The organism is Salinifilum aidingensis, assembly GCF_054782015.1.
Genome location: NZ_BAAGTH010000004.1, coordinates 282,850 through 298,212, shown reverse-complemented (window position 1 = coordinate 298,212; position 15,363 = coordinate 282,850). Strand labels below are relative to the sequence as shown.

General features: G+C 72.7%; 12 protein-coding genes. 7 read left to right on the top strand and 5 right to left on the bottom strand.

Going from position 1 to position 15,363, the window contains the following annotated elements; translation table 11 throughout:
• Nucleotide 1: 1 nt before the first annotated feature.
• Nucleotides 2-1,453, bottom strand: a complete 1,452-nt coding sequence (locus ACYVJE_RS08305; RefSeq protein ID WP_461144008.1) for a PucR family transcriptional regulator — start codon at nucleotides 1,451-1,453, stop codon at nucleotides 2-4.
• A gap of 113 nt (nucleotides 1,454-1,566) precedes the next feature.
• Between ACYVJE_RS08305 and gabT the strand changes: the two genes are divergently transcribed.
• Entirely contained in the window at nucleotides 1,567-2,895 is a 1,329-nt protein-coding gene (gene gabT / locus ACYVJE_RS08300; protein ID WP_461144007.1) for a 4-aminobutyrate--2-oxoglutarate transaminase, read from the top strand.
• A gap of 287 nt (nucleotides 2,896-3,182) precedes the next feature.
• Here gabT and ACYVJE_RS08295 read toward each other — a convergent pair whose 3' ends face one another.
• Together ACYVJE_RS08295 and ACYVJE_RS08290 are read right to left on the bottom strand one after the other, a co-directional pair.
• Entirely contained in the window at nucleotides 3,183-4,091 is a 909-nt protein-coding gene (locus ACYVJE_RS08295) for an MBL fold metallo-hydrolase (RefSeq protein ID WP_459155974.1), read from the bottom strand.
• Nucleotides 4,092-4,164: 73 nt separating this feature from the next.
• Nucleotides 4,165-4,731 carry a TrmH family RNA methyltransferase gene (locus ACYVJE_RS08290; protein ID WP_459155975.1) on the bottom strand — a complete coding sequence of 189 codons (567 nt, stop codon included), beginning with the start codon at nucleotides 4,729-4,731 and terminating at the stop codon, nucleotides 4,165-4,167.
• Nucleotides 4,732-5,025: 294 nt separating this feature from the next.
• Between ACYVJE_RS08290 and ACYVJE_RS08285 the strand changes: the two genes are divergently transcribed.
• The 4 genes from ACYVJE_RS08285 (at nucleotide 5,026) to ACYVJE_RS08270 (ending at nucleotide 10,580) form a co-directional block, all read left to right on the top strand.
• Nucleotides 5,026-6,438: an amino acid permease gene (locus ACYVJE_RS08285; RefSeq protein WP_461144006.1), complete on the top strand. Its 1,413-nt coding sequence runs from the start codon at nucleotides 5,026-5,028 to the stop codon at nucleotides 6,436-6,438.
• A gap of 224 nt (nucleotides 6,439-6,662) precedes the next feature.
• The gene (locus tag ACYVJE_RS08280; protein ID WP_461144005.1) at nucleotides 6,663-8,108 is read left to right on the top strand and encodes a sodium/glutamate symporter; all 1,446 of its coding nucleotides are present in this window, start codon (nucleotides 6,663-6,665) and stop codon (nucleotides 8,106-8,108) included.
• Nucleotides 8,109-8,271: 163 nt separating this feature from the next.
• Nucleotides 8,272-8,679 carry an ArsR/SmtB family transcription factor gene (locus ACYVJE_RS08275; RefSeq protein ID WP_459155978.1) on the top strand — a complete coding sequence of 136 codons (408 nt, stop codon included), beginning with the start codon at nucleotides 8,272-8,274 and terminating at the stop codon, nucleotides 8,677-8,679.
• Entirely contained in the window at nucleotides 8,676-10,580 is a 1,905-nt protein-coding gene (locus ACYVJE_RS08270; RefSeq protein WP_461144004.1) for a heavy metal translocating P-type ATPase, read from the top strand. Before ACYVJE_RS08275 ends, ACYVJE_RS08270 begins: the two co-directional genes overlap by 4 nt.
• 127 nt (nucleotides 10,581-10,707) lie before the next feature.
• On the opposite strand, the gene ACYVJE_RS08265 is transcribed toward ACYVJE_RS08270, so the two are convergent.
• Nucleotides 10,708-11,850 (bottom strand): adenosine deaminase, encoded by a 1,143-nt coding sequence (locus ACYVJE_RS08265; RefSeq protein ID WP_461144003.1) that lies wholly within the window; start codon nucleotides 11,848-11,850, stop codon nucleotides 10,708-10,710.
• Nucleotides 11,851-11,873: 23 nt separating this feature from the next.
• The gene (locus ACYVJE_RS08260; RefSeq protein WP_459155981.1) at nucleotides 11,874-13,286 is read right to left on the bottom strand and encodes an MFS transporter; all 1,413 of its coding nucleotides are present in this window, start codon (nucleotides 13,284-13,286) and stop codon (nucleotides 11,874-11,876) included.
• 264 nt (nucleotides 13,287-13,550) lie between these two features.
• Here ACYVJE_RS08260 and ACYVJE_RS08255 point away from each other — a divergent pair, with 264 nt between their 5' ends.
• Nucleotides 13,551-14,291 carry a GntR family transcriptional regulator gene (locus ACYVJE_RS08255; protein WP_461144002.1) on the top strand — a complete coding sequence of 247 codons (741 nt, stop codon included), beginning with the start codon at nucleotides 13,551-13,553 and terminating at the stop codon, nucleotides 14,289-14,291.
• A 63-nt stretch (nucleotides 14,292-14,354) separates the two neighbouring features.
• Nucleotides 14,355-15,338 (top strand): nucleoside hydrolase, encoded by a 984-nt coding sequence (locus tag ACYVJE_RS08250; RefSeq protein ID WP_461144001.1) that lies wholly within the window; start codon nucleotides 14,355-14,357, stop codon nucleotides 15,336-15,338.
• Nucleotides 15,339-15,363 lie beyond the last annotated feature (25 nt).

The following is a 15,363-nucleotide window of genomic DNA, read 5'->3' as shown; positions in this document are numbered from 1 at the left end:
CTCAGCGGTCCGAGCGGTCGAGGATCTGGAGGGCGAACCAGAGTTCGGCACGCGCACCGGGCTGGTCCAGGTCGCGGCCGAGCAGCCGGCCCGCCTTCCGCACCCGGTTGCGCAGAGTGTGCCGGTGGACGCCGAGCCGGCTCGCCGCCGGGTCCCACTGACCGTGGTGCTGCAGCCACGCGCGCAGCGCGGTCAGCAGCACCTCGTCACCGCGCAGCGGGCCGAGCAGCGACTCGGCGAAGCCCCGCGCCGCGGGCGCGGGCAGCAGGTCGAGCACCCCGCTTCCGGACAGCTCGCCGAAGTGGACCGCGCTTCCCTCGCCTGCCGCGCGGTGGGCGTGCTCGGCCTGCCGCAGCCCCTCCTCCAGGGCCGTGTAGTCGCAGGGCTCCGACACGCCGGCAGCGCCCTCGGGCCGCTCGGTCAGCCAGTCGAGCGCGGGACCCGCGGCGACGAGGCCGGTGACGGTATCGCCGCGGGCGGCGAGGAAGCCCGCGCCCACCGGCCGCTCGGCCTCCCACCGGGTGAGGAGGCCCGCCGGCCGGGGGTCGCTGACCACGACCACGTGGAACGGTTCGCCGGGGAGCTGCTCGCCCAGCCGGGTCAGCACGTCGGCCACCGGTCGGCCGCGCAGCAGCAGTTCCAGGGCCGTCGAGCACAGCCGGGCGCGGGCCTCGTCGAACGCGGCGGCCTGCTCGACCGCGAGCGTCAGCAGCGAGGCCGCCGAGTTGATCACGTGCTGATCGGTCGTGCTGAACGGCTCCGCCCGACCGACCGCCAGGTAGCCGCGCCCCTGCCGCCCGAGCACCTGCATGCTCACCTCGTCGCCGCCGAGGTCGAATCCCGTGGCGGCCGGTCCCTGCTTGCGGCGCAGGTCGGCCACCGCGCCGTGCAGGTGCTCCGCGCGGGCGTGCGCGGCGCTCGGCGCGGCGTGCACGGCGCCGGCCCGCTCGTCGAGCAGCAGCACCCAGGCGTCGAGCAGCTCGGCGAGCTTCCGCACCAGCGCAGCCTGTCCGTGCTGCCGGCCCGCGGCGTGGGCGAGTTCCTGCTGGGCCTGGCTGGTCCAGCGCAGACCGGCGTACTCCGCGGCGGCGACCGCGCGGGACACGGCTTTGCTGATGGCGATGAACGGGGTGCGGCGCGGCACCTCCACCAGGGGGAGGCCGCTGCGGGCGGCGGCGTCGACGAGTCCGCCGGGGACGGTGCGGTGGATGATGCCCACGCCGAAGCCGAGCGCGGCGATGCCCGCGTCGACGAGGCGGTCCACGAACGCCGCGGGATCCTCCAGCCGCATCCCCGTGGTCAGCAGCAGCTCCCCGCCCTCCAGGAAGGGGGTGGGATCGGGCAGTTCGCTGGTGTGCACCCAGGTCACCGCGGTGTCCAAGGCCTGCGCCCCGGTGCGGATCGTGAGGCCCAGCGCGGGGTCCGCGACGAGGTTCCGCAGCGTCGACGACATGCGCCCCCCTGCCACTTTGGCGATGATTCCCATCGAAAATAACCACAGCGGCACCTGTCGTTCACCAGCACCGGGGGTGACGCTGGGCGAACCAGGTGACAAGGAGGATTCCAGTGACGAGCGCGAAGTCCCAGACGCGGAAACTGCGCACCGAGGTCCCCGGACCGCGGTCGCGCGAGCTGCAGCAGCGCCGTTCGGCCGCGGTCGCGGGCGGAGTGTCCAGCATCCTGCCGGTCTACGTCGAGGACGCGGAGGACGGGCTGCTGCACGACGTCGACGGCAACACGCTCATCGACCTCGGCTCCGGCATCGCGGTCACCAACGTGGGCAGCGCGGCACCCGAGGTGGTCGAGTCGGTGCAGCAGCAGGCGGCGGCGTTCACGCACACCTGCTTCATGGTGACCCCGTACGAGAACTACGTGCGGGTCTGCGAGGAGCTCGCCGCGGTCACGCCCGGTGAGCACGACAAGCGCAGCGCGCTGTTCAACTCCGGTGCCGAGGCGGTGGAGAACGCGGTCAAGATCGCCCGCCAGGCCACGGGCAGGCAGGCCGTCGTCGCGTTCGACCACGCCTACCACGGCCGCACCAACCTCACCATGGCGCTGACCGCGAAGTCCGTGCCGTACAAGCACGGGTTCGGCCCGTTCGCCCCCGAGGTGCACCGGGTGCCGATGTCGTACCCGGCGCGGGACGGCCGCGACGGTGCGGAGATCGCCGCCGAGTGCCTCGACCGCGTCAACACGCAGCTCGGCGCCGACGAGGTGGCCGCCGTGCTCATCGAGCCCATCCAGGGCGAAGGCGGTTTCATCGAGCCCGCGCCGGGGTTCCTGCCCGCGATCGCGCAGTGGTGCCGCGACAACGGCGCGCTGTTCATCGCCGACGAGATCCAGACCGGGTTCTGCCGCACCGGTTCCTGGTTCGCCTGCGAGCACGAGGACGTCGTGCCGGACCTGATCACCACGGCCAAGGGCATCGCGGGCGGGATGCCGCTGGCCGCGGTCACCGGCCGCGCGGAGGTCATGGACGCCTCGCCCGCCAGCAGTCTCGGGGGGACCTACGGCGGCAACCCGGTGGCCTGCGCCGGTGCGCTCGGCGCGATCGAGACCATGCGGCAGCGGGACCTGTCCGGTGCCGCGCGCTCGATCGGTGAGCTCGCCGGTCAGCGGCTGCGCTCCCTGGCCGCGGACACCGAGGCGATCTTCGACGTGCGCGGCCGCGGGGCCATGATCGGCATCGAGTTCGTCCGACCCGGAACGACGCAGCCGAACCCCGAGCTGACCAAGCGCATCGCCGCCACCTGCCACGAACAGGGGGTCGTGGTGCTCACCTGCGGCACCTACGGCAACGTCATCCGGCTGCTGCCACCGCTGGTCATCCCCGAGGAGCTGCTCTCCGAGGGGCTGGACGTGCTCGAGAAGGCCGTCCGCGAGCACACCGCCTGAGAGAGTCCGCGGATTGGCCGGTGTAGCGGGTCGGGTGGGGAACCCCGTCGGGTCGGTCTGCGCGCGTGGGGCAGAAGCGGCTGCGCCGCTTGCCTGACGGGCCGCTGCGGCCAAGCACACGACTGCCACCTCCGCGCTGGACCGGCTGTTCCGCCGCTCGCCGCGGACCGCCGCCAGCGCGGCCGACGGCGGTCCGCCGACGGGTTCGCGCACGAGGAACGCGCAGCTCAGCCCGCCGAGCGCGGCGAACCGGGATCTCCCCCGGCCGGATCAGCCGACCGGGCGACTCACAGGTCGAGCCGGGGCCGGATGGCGCCGCCGGCAGCCCGGGACAGCGCGCTCAGGAGCTCGTCGACGGGCACCTCCTGGGCGCGCACCTGGGCGTGGGCGACGCGGAGGTTCACCGCGTGCCGTTCCGCGTCGTGCCAGCCGGGCCAGCCGTCGCGTGCCTGCTGCTCCAGCTCCGCGAAGTCCGGGGTGGTCTCGTCGGCCACGTCGAGCAGCCACCGCAGGTAGGCGCGCATGTCGGCGAGCAGGGTCGCGGGGTCCTCCGGGATCGGCCCGTGCCCGGGAACGAGGCACGTGGCGCCGAAGCCCTCCAGCCACTCCAGCGCCCGCAGCCAGCCCGGCACGGAGGCGAACGCGGCCAGCGGTGTCACACCGTTGAACAGCAGGTCCCCGGCGTAGACGACGCCCTCGCCCGGCACCGCCACGACGAGGTCGCCATCGGTGTGCGCCTGCTGCGGGACGGGTTCGAGGCGGGCGGTCACCCCGCCCAGGTCCCGTTCGACGGGCCCGTCGAGGTGTTCGATCACCTCGGGCGGGTCGATCGCGCCCCAGTTGTCGTAGTCGACGAGCATCGGGAAGGTGTGCGGCCCCGCGCCGACCTCCGCGGCCGCGGGCGGCGTGGCCACGACCGCGCCGCCGTCGGCGGCGACGAGTCCGGCGCCGTTCGCGTGGTCGCCGTGCGCGTGCGTGAGCGCTGCGGTCAGCGGGAGCCCGCCGCCGTCGGCGCGGAGCGCGGCGAGCAGCCGCCGCGAGCGCGCCTCGGTGGCGCAGGTGTCCACGAGCAACGTCCGGTCCTCGCCCCGGACCCACCCCGCGTTGTTGAGGAACCACCCCCCGGGCAGCTGCAGGTAGGCGGTGCAGCGCGCGGACACGGGCACGGCGGAGGGAGCGGCGGGCTCAGCGGCCACGGGACCATCCTCTCCTCGCGGGGACTGCGGACGGCCCCAGGATGCACGATCCGATCACGCCGCCGCCACGGCCTCACCCGCACCGCAGGCGGTGCAGCGCGATGCCGGCGGCCACCGAGACGTTCAGCGAGTCCTTCGTGCCGAACTGGGGGATTTCGAGCAGCACGTCGCAACTGCTGCGCAGTTTGTCCGGAATACCGGAGGTCTCCTCGCCGAGCAGCAGCGCCACCCGCTGCGGCGGTGCGTACTCGTCGAGCGCCACCGCGCGGTCGTCGCGTTCGAGCCCGGCGATGGTGAACCCCGCCGCCCGCAGCTCGGTCAGCAGCGCGGGGATGCCCGGGTGGAACCGGCACGGCACGACCTGCTCCGCACCGAGCGCCGATTTGTGGATCTTGTGCGTGAGCTTGTGGATCAGCCCGGGGGTCCGCGTGTCGTCGTCCTGCTCCGGGTACGGGGTGTAACCGGTGCAGTACACTGTGGACAGGGAGAAGACGTCGGCGGTCCGCAGCAGCGCTCCGACGTTGTGGGCCGAGCGCATGTTGTGCGCGATCGCCACGATCTCCCGCGGCGACGGCGGTTCCGCGGCCCTCCCCGCGGGAACCTGCTGCGTCCCGGAAACCTGCGGGACCGGTTCCGACACCTGCGACCACCTTCACCATCACCGACCGCACGAGCAACACCTCGGCGGCACCACGAGCACCGAGCCGCACGAGCACCCGCGCGCCACTGCTGCCATGTTACCCGCCGCACCCCGCTGCCCAGGAACGCAGGGGCACGCGGGCTGGTTCGTGCGAGCGCGCGCCGCTGCGGCGGCCTGCGGAGGGGCGGCCCTGCAGCGGCGCGCGCAGGGGGGCATAGCATTGCTCCCGCCTCGCGGCCGACCGATCTGCGGCCGCGCCCAGGCGAAGGGCCGCCATCGTTTCCGGGAGAGCTCGTGCACACGGAGAAGTCGGGGCTGAGCCGGGGGTTGAACGCGCGTCACATCCGGTTCATCGCGCTCGGTTCGGCCATCGGGACGGGGTTGTTCTACGGCTCGTCCGAAGCCATCGGGCAGGCCGGGCCGTCGGTGCTGCTGGCCTACCTCATCGGCGGGCTGGCGGTGTTCTTCGTCCTCCGCTCGCTCGGTGAGATGGCGGTGCGGGATCCCGTCCCGGGCTCGTTCGGGGAGTACGCCGCGCGCTACCTCGGCCGCTGGGCCGGGTTCATCACCGGCTGGACCTACACCTTCGAGATGATCATCGTGTGCCTGGCGGACGTGACCGCGCTCGGCGTGTACATGGGCTTCTGGTTCCCCGACGTGCCGCGCTGGATCTGGGTCCTGGCGGCGCTGGGCGTCATCGCCGCGGTCAACCTGCTCAGCGTGGCGGTCTTCGGGGAAGTCGAGTTCTGGTTCTCGCTGATCAAGGTGCTCGCGATCATCGCCATGATCATCGGCGGGGCGGCGATCCTCGTCTTCGGGCTGCCCGCCGGAAGCGGCGAGGTCGGGGTGAGCAACCTCTGGGAGCACGGCGGGTTCTTCCCCACCGGCGCGGAGGGCTTCGTCGCCTGCTTCGCCGTGGTCATGTTCGCCTTCGGCGGCACCGAGATCATCGGCATCACGGCCGGCGAGGCCGACGACCCGCGGCGGACGATCCCCCGCGCGGTGAACACCGTGCCGGTGCGGATCCTGCTGTTCTACGTGCTCGCGCTCGGCGTGATCATGGCGATCGTCCCGTGGAACGCGATCGGTTCCGGTGGCAGCCCGTTCGTGCAGATCTTCGACGGCATCGGCCTGGCCTCGGCCGCGGCCGTGCTCAACGTCGTCGTCATCACCGCGGCGCTGTCGGCGATCAACAGCGACGTCTTCGGCGCCGGCCGCATGCTCTACGGCATGGCCCAGCGCGGGCAGGCGCCCGCGGCGGTGCTCCGGGTCTCGCGCAACGGCGTCCCGTGGGTGACCACCGTGCTCATGACGGGCGCCCTGCTGGTCGGGGTGGTGCTGAACTACCTCATCCCGGAGCGGGCGTTCACGATCATCGCGTCGCTGGCCACGTTCGCCACCGTGTGGGTGTGGTTGATGATCCTGCTGGCGCAACTGGTCTCCCGCCGAAGGACGAGCGGCGAGCAGCTGCGCTTCCCCGTGCCGCTGTGGCCGTACGGGCAGGTCGCGACCACGGTCTTCATCGGGTTCGTCATCGTGCTGCTGGGCTTCTCGGCGGACACGCGCATCGCGCTGGGCACCGGAGTGGTGTGGCTGGTGCTGCTGAGCGCGGCCTACCTGCTGCGGTTCCGCGGGCGGGCCGCAGCGGAGATCCCATCGGCCAGTGTGGACGCCGGCGAGGAACGCTCGCCGCACCGGGCCGACTGACCGCGCTCCGGGGTCGAAAACGCCCACGCATCACCGAGAGTGCCGATCCGCTCCGGTCCGCGTGACCGCAGCGGTCCGCTCCCGCCGTGCACCGCGGCGATGTGCCAGGTCGTCTGTGCACGCGTGGAGCGAGCCTCTACGATGCGCGGGGATCTGTGACGACTCGCGGAGCTCCTCCGGCCGGGAGGGAGCTCCGGGAACGGTTCGGGTACGGAAAGGTGACGATGTCTGCCAACACCATTGGTTTCGCGCTCCTGCTGCTGGGGGTGCTGCTGCTCGCGGCGAAGCTGATCCGGACGCGGTGGCGTTTGGCGCAGCGGCTGTACCTGCCGACGTCGATCATCGGCGGGGGCATCGCACTGATCCTCGGGCCCGACATCTTCGGCAACATCGCCGCCGTCCTCGGCTACGACGGCTTCACCGAAGGCGGGTTGTTCGGCTCGCAGATCCTCGACGTGTGGTCCGAGCTGCCGGGGCTGCTCATCTCGGTGGTCTTCGCCGGGCTCTTCATCGGCAAGCGATTGCCGAAGGGGCGCGAAGCCGGCCGCATGGCGGGGCCGCAGGTGGCGCTCGGGCTGACGCTGGCCTCGGGCCAGTACGTCATCGGTCTCCTGCTCGCCGTGCTGGTGCTCGCACCGCTCTTCGGACTGCCGCCGCTGACGGGTGCGCTCATCGAGATCGGTTTCGAGGGCGGCCACGGCACCGCCGGGGGGCTCGGCAACACGTTCGCCGAGGTCGGGTTCCCGGAGGGGCAGGACCTCGCGCTCGGACTGGCCACGATCGGTCTGCTCAGCGGCATCGTCCTGGGCATCGTGCTGGTCAACTGGGGCGCGCGCTCCGGTCGCCTGGCCGAGCGCAACGCGGGCGGCACGCCCTCGCTCAACGAGCAGCGCGGGCTGGTGGACCGGGAGCAGCGGCGCCCCGCCGCCACGCTGACGATGCACCCCTCCTCGATCGAGCCGCTGACGCTGCACTTCGGCCTCATCGCGCTGGCCATCCTCATCGGCCAGCTGCTGCTGTGGGGCCTGCAGGCGCTGGAGAGCTGGTTGTGGATCGACACCATCGAGATCTTCGGTTACGTACCGCTGTTCCCGCTGGCCATGCTGGGCGGCATCGTGCTGCAGATGATCATCGGCCGGGTGGACAAGAACGAGATCGTCGATCGGGCCATGATCGAGCGCATCCAGGGCTTCGGCCTGGACGTGCTCATCATCGCCGCGATGGGCACGCTGTCGCTGGAGGTGCTCGCGAGCCACATCGAAGCGGTGCTCCTGCTGGCCGTCGGCGGCATCGCGTGGGGCGTGCTCGTGTTCCTGTTCCTCGCGCCGCGCATGCTGCCGGACTACTGGTTCGAGCGGGCGCTCGGTGACTTCGGCCAGTCGATGGGCGTGACCCCCACCGGGCTGATCCTCATGCGCATCGCCGATCCGGAGCTGCGCACCCCGGCGTACCCGGCGTTCGGCTACAAGCAGCTGATCCTGGAGCCGTTCTTCGGCGGCGGCCTGGTGACGGCGGCGGCGATTCCGCTGGTCGTCCAGTTCGGTGCGGTTCCGATGCTCCTCGTGATGCTCGCGCTGCTGGTGCTGTCCATCGGCAGCGGTCTGCTGTACTTCGGACGGCGCCCGAGCACCGCGAGCGCTCCCGAGGCTTCCACGAGCACGGAGTCCTGACGGCGGGATTCCCGGCCGAACCGGCGGGCGCGGGCACGATCGACGTGCCCGCGCCCGCCGCTTTTCGTGCGCGGGCACCGCCCACCTCCGCTCCCCTCCCCGGTGCGTCCCGACCGGGGCGCACCGCTTGCCGCCTGATCACCCATTAACTTATTATCTTCACATGTACGAAGATAAGAAGGCTTGCACATTCGGGGTGCGCAGCGAGTACGTCGACCTGGCCGTCGAAGTGTTCACACTGCTCGCGGACGCGACGCGCGTGCGCATCATCCTCGCGCTGCGCGAGGCGGAACTCTCGGTCAACGAGATCGCCGAGAGCGTCGGCAAGTCGCCGACCGCGGTTTCCCAGCACCTGGCCAAGCTGCGCTGGGGCCGGATCGTGCGCACGCGGCAGGACGGCACGCGGATGTACTACAGCCTCGCCGACGACCACGCGCGGCAGCTGGTCACCGAAGCCGTGCGCCAGGCCGAGCACGCGTTGGACGCGGAAACCGCGCACCAGCGCGCCGGCGTGAGCGAGGACCACGTCCAGCAGCGCAACCGGCACGACGGCCAGGGAGGCGACCGGTGACCGGAACCCTCCCCCGGGATGCGGCGCAGCAAGCACGTGACCGGGCGAAACCCGCCTCGCTGCTGACCACCGGGGCGCGCCTGCCGGAAGCGCGGTGGGCCGCCGCGGCGCTGCTGCTGTTCGCCGCCGGGTGGGCCCTCCAGCTCGCCGACGGCCCGCCCGCCGTGTGGTGGACGCTGCACCTGGCCTGCTACGCCAGCGGTGGCTGGCAACCCGCGCTGTCCGGGCTGCGCGCGCTGCGGGAGAAGACCCTCGACGTCGACCTGCTCATGATCGTCGCCGCCATCGCGGCAGCTTCGATCGGGCAGGTCTTCGACGGCGCCCTGCTCATCGTCATCTTCGCGACCTCGGGTGCGCTGGAGGCCATCGTCACCCGGCGCACCGCGGACTCGGTGAACTCGCTGCTCGACCTCGCCCCGGAGCACGCGGTGCTCGTCGACGACCAGGGCCGCGAACAGGTCGTCGACACCGAGCGGCTGCGCGCCGGCGACGTCATCCGCACCCGCCCCGGCGAGCGCATCGGCGCCGACGGCACCGTCCTCGACGGGACGAGCGAGGTCGACCAGCAGGCCGTCACCGGCGAGTCCGTGCCCGTGGTGCGCGGCGCGGGCGACGCGGTGCTGTCCGGCACGGTCAACGGCACCGGGACGCTGCTCGTCCGCGTGGCCAAACCCGCGTCCGAATCGGTGATCGCGCGCATCGTCGCGCTCGTGGAGCAGGCCTCGGAGACGAAGGCGCGGCGCCAGCTGTTCATCGACAAGATCGAGCAGCGCTACTCGCTCGGCGTCGTCGTCGCCACGCTGCTGGTGTTCACGGTTCCGCTGGTGTTCACCGCCGAACCCTTCGCCGAGGCGCTGCTGCGGGCGATCACCTTCATGATCGTCGCCTCCCCGTGCGCGGTGGTGCTGTCCACGATGCCGCCGCTGCTGGCCTCCATCGCCAACGCGGGCCGCCACGGCGTGCTCGTCAAGTCCGCCACAGCGCTGGAGGACGTCGGACGCACCGACACGGTCGCCTTCGACAAGACGGGCACGCTCACCGAGGGCCACCCGGAGGTCAGCGACGTCCACCCGGCCGACGGGTGCTCCGCGGAGGAGCTGCTGCGCCTGGCGGCCGCCGCCGAACGGCACAGCGAACACCCGCTGGGCAGCGCTGTCGTGGACGCGGCCGAAGCGCGCGGGCTGGCCGTGCCCGAACCGGTGGGCTTCCGCGCCCTGCCGGGCCGCGGCGTCACCGCCGAGGTCGAGGGCCGCAGCGTCACCGTGCAGCGCGGCGAGCAGGACCCCGCGGTGGTCGGCACCGTCGTGGCCGTCGAGCGCGACGGGCGGCGCGCCGGCACGATCCGCCTGACCGACCGGATCCGCGCCGACGCCGCCGGGGCGGTGCGCGCCACCGGGGAGCTCACCGGCAACCCCACGCACCTGCTGACCGGGGACAACGAGCGCACCGCCCAGCAGGTCGCCGCGAGCACGGGTGTCGACGTGGTCCACGCCGACCTGCTGCCCGAGGACAAGAGCAACGCGGTCTCCGCGCTCGAGGACGAGGGGCGTCGGGTGATGCTCGTCGGCGACGGGATCAACGACGCCCCCGCGCTCGCCGGCGCCACCGCCGGCGTGGCCATGGGCCGGCACGGCTCCGACCTCGCGGTGGACACCGCCCAGGTCATCGTCGTCGGCGACGAACTCCGCGTGCTGCCGAACGTCATCGCGCTGTCCCGCCGGGCCCGCCGCTACGTCGTGGCCAACCTGGTCCTCGCCGGCACGGTCATCGCCGTGCTCGTGACCTGGGACCTCGTCCACACGCTGCCGCTGCCGCTGGCCGTGGCCGGCCACGAGGGCTCCACGGTGCTGGTGGCCCTCAACGGTGCCCGCCTGTTGCGCAAGCGCGCCTGGAGCGCGTGACGGGCCCGCACCGCGGGCGCGTGCGCGGCGGAGGACGCGCCTTCCGCCGCGCACGCGCCCAGGCGCACCGGTGGCCGCACGGCGGGGTCCGCTGCGGGCGGAACCGCGCCGCGCGGGCGGTGCTGCCTCAGCCCATCCCGGTGGCGATGGAACCGCTGCCGCCGACGGGACCGAACAGCGACTCCGAGCGCAGAGCCGCGTAGCCGGGCTTGATCACCTCGTTGATGAGCGCGAGCCGCTGGTCGAAGGGCAGGAACGAGGACTTCATCGCGTTGACGGTGAACCACTGCAGGTCGTCCAGCGTGTAGTCGAACAGCTCGGCCAGCTCGATGAACTCGCGGCTCATCGACGTCTGGCTCATCAGCCGGTTGTCCGTGTTCACCGTGACCCGGAAGTGCAGCCGCCGCAGCAGGCCGATCGGGTGCTCCTCCAGCGACGGCACCGTTCCGGTGTGCACATTGGACCGCGGGCACATCTCCAGCGGGATGCGGCGGTCGCGCACGAACGAGGCCAGCTGGCCGAGCTTCGCGGTGCCGTCCTCGTCCAGCGAGATGTCGTCGACGATGCGCACGCCGTGGCCGAGCCGGGCGGCGCCGCAGTACTGGATGGCCTCCCAGATGGACGGAAGTCCGAACCCCTCCCCCGCGTGGATGGTGAAGTGGAAGTTCTCCCGCCGCAGGTACTCGAAGGCGTCGAGCGACTCCGTCGGCGGGTGCCCGGCCTCCGGCCCGGCGATGTCGAACCCGACGACCCCGGCGTCGCGGTAGCGCACGGCGAGCTCGGCGATCTCCCGCGAACGGGACTCCTGCCGCATGGCGCACAGCAGCAGTCCCACGCGGATGCGGTTGCCGGCCTCGGCGGCCCGCCCGGTGCCTGCGCGGAACCCGTCGAGGATGGCCTCGACGACCTCGTCCGGGGCCATACCGCCCTGCGTGCTCAGCTCCGGGGCGTAGCGGATCTCGGCGTAGACGACGCCGTCCGAGGCGAGGTCCTCGACGCACTCCGCCGCCACGCGCTGCAGCGCCTCGGGCGTTTGCAGCACGCCCACGGTGTGGGTGAAGCGCTCGAGGTACTCCTCCAGGGAACCGGCCGTGGTCGCGCCGGCGAACCACTGGTCGATGCCCGAGTGGTCGGTCGTCGGCAGGTCCCGGTAGCCGGTCCGCTCGGCGAGCTCGACGACGGTGCTCGGGCGCAGACCACCGTCGAGGTGGTCGTGCAGCAGCACCTTGGGAGCCCGCTGGATCTGGTCCGCGCTGGGACGTGTCTTCATCTCCTGCAACGTCGCACGTCTCCTCAGTGTTGTCGATCTCTTCCGTTCTTCTCCGCGGGCAGGTCCGGCCGGATGAACAGCGCGCTCACCACGGCCAGGACTCCGAATCCCGCGGCGGTGGCGATCGCCGCGTGGAACGCCGCGGGGGTGGCCCCGCCGAGCGTCCCCACCGCGCTCGTCGACGCGGCGATCCCCAGTGCTGCACCGACCCCGAAGCACGCCCCGTTGAGCCCGGGCAGCGAACCGGGTTTGTCGGCCGGTGCCAGTTCCACGGCCAACCCGCTCAGCGCGGTCAGGCCGTACCCCGTGTACGTGACCCCCAGCACGGCGAGCGCGATGGCGACCGCGGTGATCGATCCGGAGCCGAGCACCAGCGCCACCAGCGCCGCGGCCGTGCCGACGCATCCGATCAGCACCGAGCGGTGCCAACCGATGCGCGGGGCGAAGTGGCCCGCGAGCGGTGCGACCACGAGTCCGATCATCGACGCGGGCGCCAGCAGCAGCAGCGCCGATCCCGCGGCGGACATCCCGAAACCCGCCGGCGGGGGTGTCTGGGCGATCAGCGGCACGGCGAAGTTGAGCAGGCCGAACACTCCCGCGAGCAGGAACGTCGTCGTCAGCAGCACCGGCCACCCGCGCCGCGAGGCGACCACGGAGGCGTCGATGATCGCGTTCGGCGCCGTCCGCTGGGTGCGGAAGAAGACGCCGAGGAGCAGCACCCCTGCCAGCAGCAACCCCAGCGTCGCCGGGGAGGACCAGCCCCACGCCCCGCTCTGGTTGAGCCCCAGGACGACTCCGGCCAGTCCCAGCCCCAGCAGGGACATGCCGCGCCAGTCCGGAGCGCGCCGGGTCGGCACCGAGCAGTCCGGGGCCGCGCGGTGGACGACCAGCAGCGCCACGAGGCTGAGCAACGCGGTGACCGCGAAGATCCCCCGGAACCCGACCAGGTCGGCCACCGAACCCCCGATGACGGCGTCGCACCCGGCGATCCCGCCGTTGATGGCGGTCACCAGTCCGAGTGCGCGTCCGAATCGGTGCGGTGGGTACATCTCGTGCATGATCAGGTAGACGAGGGCGAACGAGGCCGCCGACACGCCCTGCAGGACGCGCCCGGCGATGTAGACGTGGATCGTCGGAGCGGCGGCGGCCAGGACGTCGCCGATGATGAGGATCCCCAGGGTCATCAGCAGCAGCCGGCGCCGGCCCCACCGGTCGCTGGCCCTGGCGATGCAGACCTGCCCGACGGCCGCGAACAGGAAGAACAGCGTTTGCGAGAGGCCGACGAGCTCGCTGGTGGTGCGCAGTCGCGCGATCACGTCGGGCAGTGCCGGGGTCAGCATCGTGGCGTTGACCTGGTAGCCGGCCACGGCCAGCACCATGGCGGGCAGGAAGGTGCGGCCGCCGGTTGCGGCGGGCCGCGTGCGGAGGGTCGTCACGGAGGACCTCCACTCGACGCAGGACGGGCTCGGGGAGCGCCTGGGTGAGGCGTCGGCAGTCGTCCACCTCGGATCGAGGCGAAACAACCTGTCAGACAAGCTCGATGGGTTGGCCGCACTGTTTACCGCACGGGCACCGCCGGGTCAAGCGGAAAACCGAGCGGGATTACCGCGAAAAGCTCCGCGATGCACCGTTGACGAAGCCCCGCGCGAGCCCTAACTTGTCTGACAGCATTCGAGCCGCGCGACATGGAAAGGGGAACCGTGCCACGGCAGGGACCCAAACGCAGGCCCTCGGTCGAGCTGTACGAGCGGGTCGTTGACGCGATCCGCGACGGCACCTACCCACCCGGGTCGACGCTGCCCTCCGAACCCGCGCTGGCGACCGAGTTCGGCGTGAGCCGACCGGCCCTGCGCGAGGCGCTGATCCTGCTGCAGGAGGACGGGGTGATCACGGTCCGCCGCGGCGTGGGCCGCACCGTCACCGGCAACCGCCCCCGCCGCGGCTTCGAACGCCTCACCCCGATCGAGCTCCAGTTCACCGGCAGCGCGGGGGTGCGCCCCCTCGCGCGGGCGTTCGAGGAGCCGACCGACCTGGTCCTGCAGCACCTCCCCGCCCCCGCCAACGGCGAGATCCGCTTCTGGGAGAGCGTCGTCGCCGTGGACGGCGCGCCCGCGTGCCTCGTGCAGGAGTGGACCCTGCCGGACGAAGTCCTCGCCGGCGTGCACCCTGAGCTGCCGGAGGAGCTCCACCGCGGGGCCGAGGAGTCGCGCTCCATGCTCGCCGCGTTCACCGCCGAGCACCTCGAGCTCACCCTGCACGCCGCCAGCGATGTCACCGCGACCGTGCTGGGGCGGCAGCGCGGCGCCGCGTTCGAACGCCCCGCCGACACCCCGGTCGTCCTCGTCACCCAGGTCGTGCGCGCGGAGACCGGTCCGGTGCTCATCGCCAAGTACGTCCTCCCCAGCGGAGCACCGCCGCTCTCGCTGTTCCAGACCCCCTGACCACCCGTCCCCGCCCGGCGGCGCGCACCCTGCCGGGCGGGGCGCACCAGGAGGAACGACGCAGTGAACCCGCGCACCACTCTGCTCGTCGACTGCGACACCGGCATCGACGACGCCCTGGCCCTGCTCTACCTCGCCCTCGACCCGGAGACCGAGATCCGGGCGGTGAGCACCGTTTCCGGCAACGTCGACGCGGAAACCGCCGCGCGGAACACCTTCCGCGTGCTGCGCCTCGTCGGCCGCGACGACGTACCGGTCGCGGTGGGGGCGCAGCGCACGCTGCGCGGCGGCCGGTGCACCCACGTCCCGCACATCCACGGCCACGACGGGCTGGGCGACGCCGGTACCCCGGGCGGGGCCGCGTCCGCCGCGCCCGCGCCGGCCGCCGGGACCGGCCCGGAGCAGATCGTCCGCCTCGCCCGGCAGCAGCCGCGCCAGCTGCACCTGCTGGCCCTGGGACCGCTGACGAACCTCGCCCTCGCGCTGCTGCTCGAACCGCGCCTGCCGGAGCTCCTGTCCGGGATCACGGTCATGGGCGGAGCGCTGCACCACCCGGGGAACGCGACACCGGTGGCCGAGGCGAACGTGCACAACGACCCCGAGGCCGCCCGGCTCGTGCTGCGCGCCGGCTGGGACTGCACCCTCGTGCCCCTCGACGTCACCACCACCGAGGTGCTCACCGCCGAATCCCACGCCCAGCTCGCGAACGCCGCCTCGCCCGTGGGCTCCTTCGCAGGAGCGATCCTGCGGCGGTACCTGGACTTCTACGAGCACCGCTCCGGGACCCGGCAGGCCGCCTGCCACGACGCGCTGGCCGCCGCGATCGCGGTTGGCGACCTCGCGGAGGCCACCACCGCCCGGCTGGCCGTCGACGTGGACACCGGCGACGGCCCGGCGCGCGGCACCACCGTGGCCCGCCCGCCGGAATCGGGCACCGGCGATCCGAGCGTGCGCGTCGTCCGGGAAACCCCCGGTGATTTCGCCGAACGCCTGCGCGACCGGCTCCGCGCGGCCAGCCCGCCGGAGTTCCCCGACCGCGCGGCCTGACCCGACCCCGCACCCGCCCCGTCCG

Coding starts and splice junctions, on each gene's coding strand:
- ACYVJE_RS08280 (WP_461144005.1), top strand. CDS start 6,663: ATGTCTGCCAACACCATTGGTTTCGCGCTCCTGCTGCTGGGGGTGCTG.
- ACYVJE_RS08275 (WP_459155978.1), top strand. CDS start 8,272: ATGTACGAAGATAAGAAGGCTTGCACATTCGGGGTGCGCAGCGAGTAC.
- ACYVJE_RS08265 (WP_461144003.1), bottom strand. CDS start 11,850: ATGAAGACACGTCCCAGCGCGGACCAGATCCAGCGGGCTCCCAAGGTG.
- ACYVJE_RS08305 (WP_461144008.1), bottom strand. CDS start 1,453: ATGTCGTCGACGCTGCGGAACCTCGTCGCGGACCCCGCGCTGGGCCTC.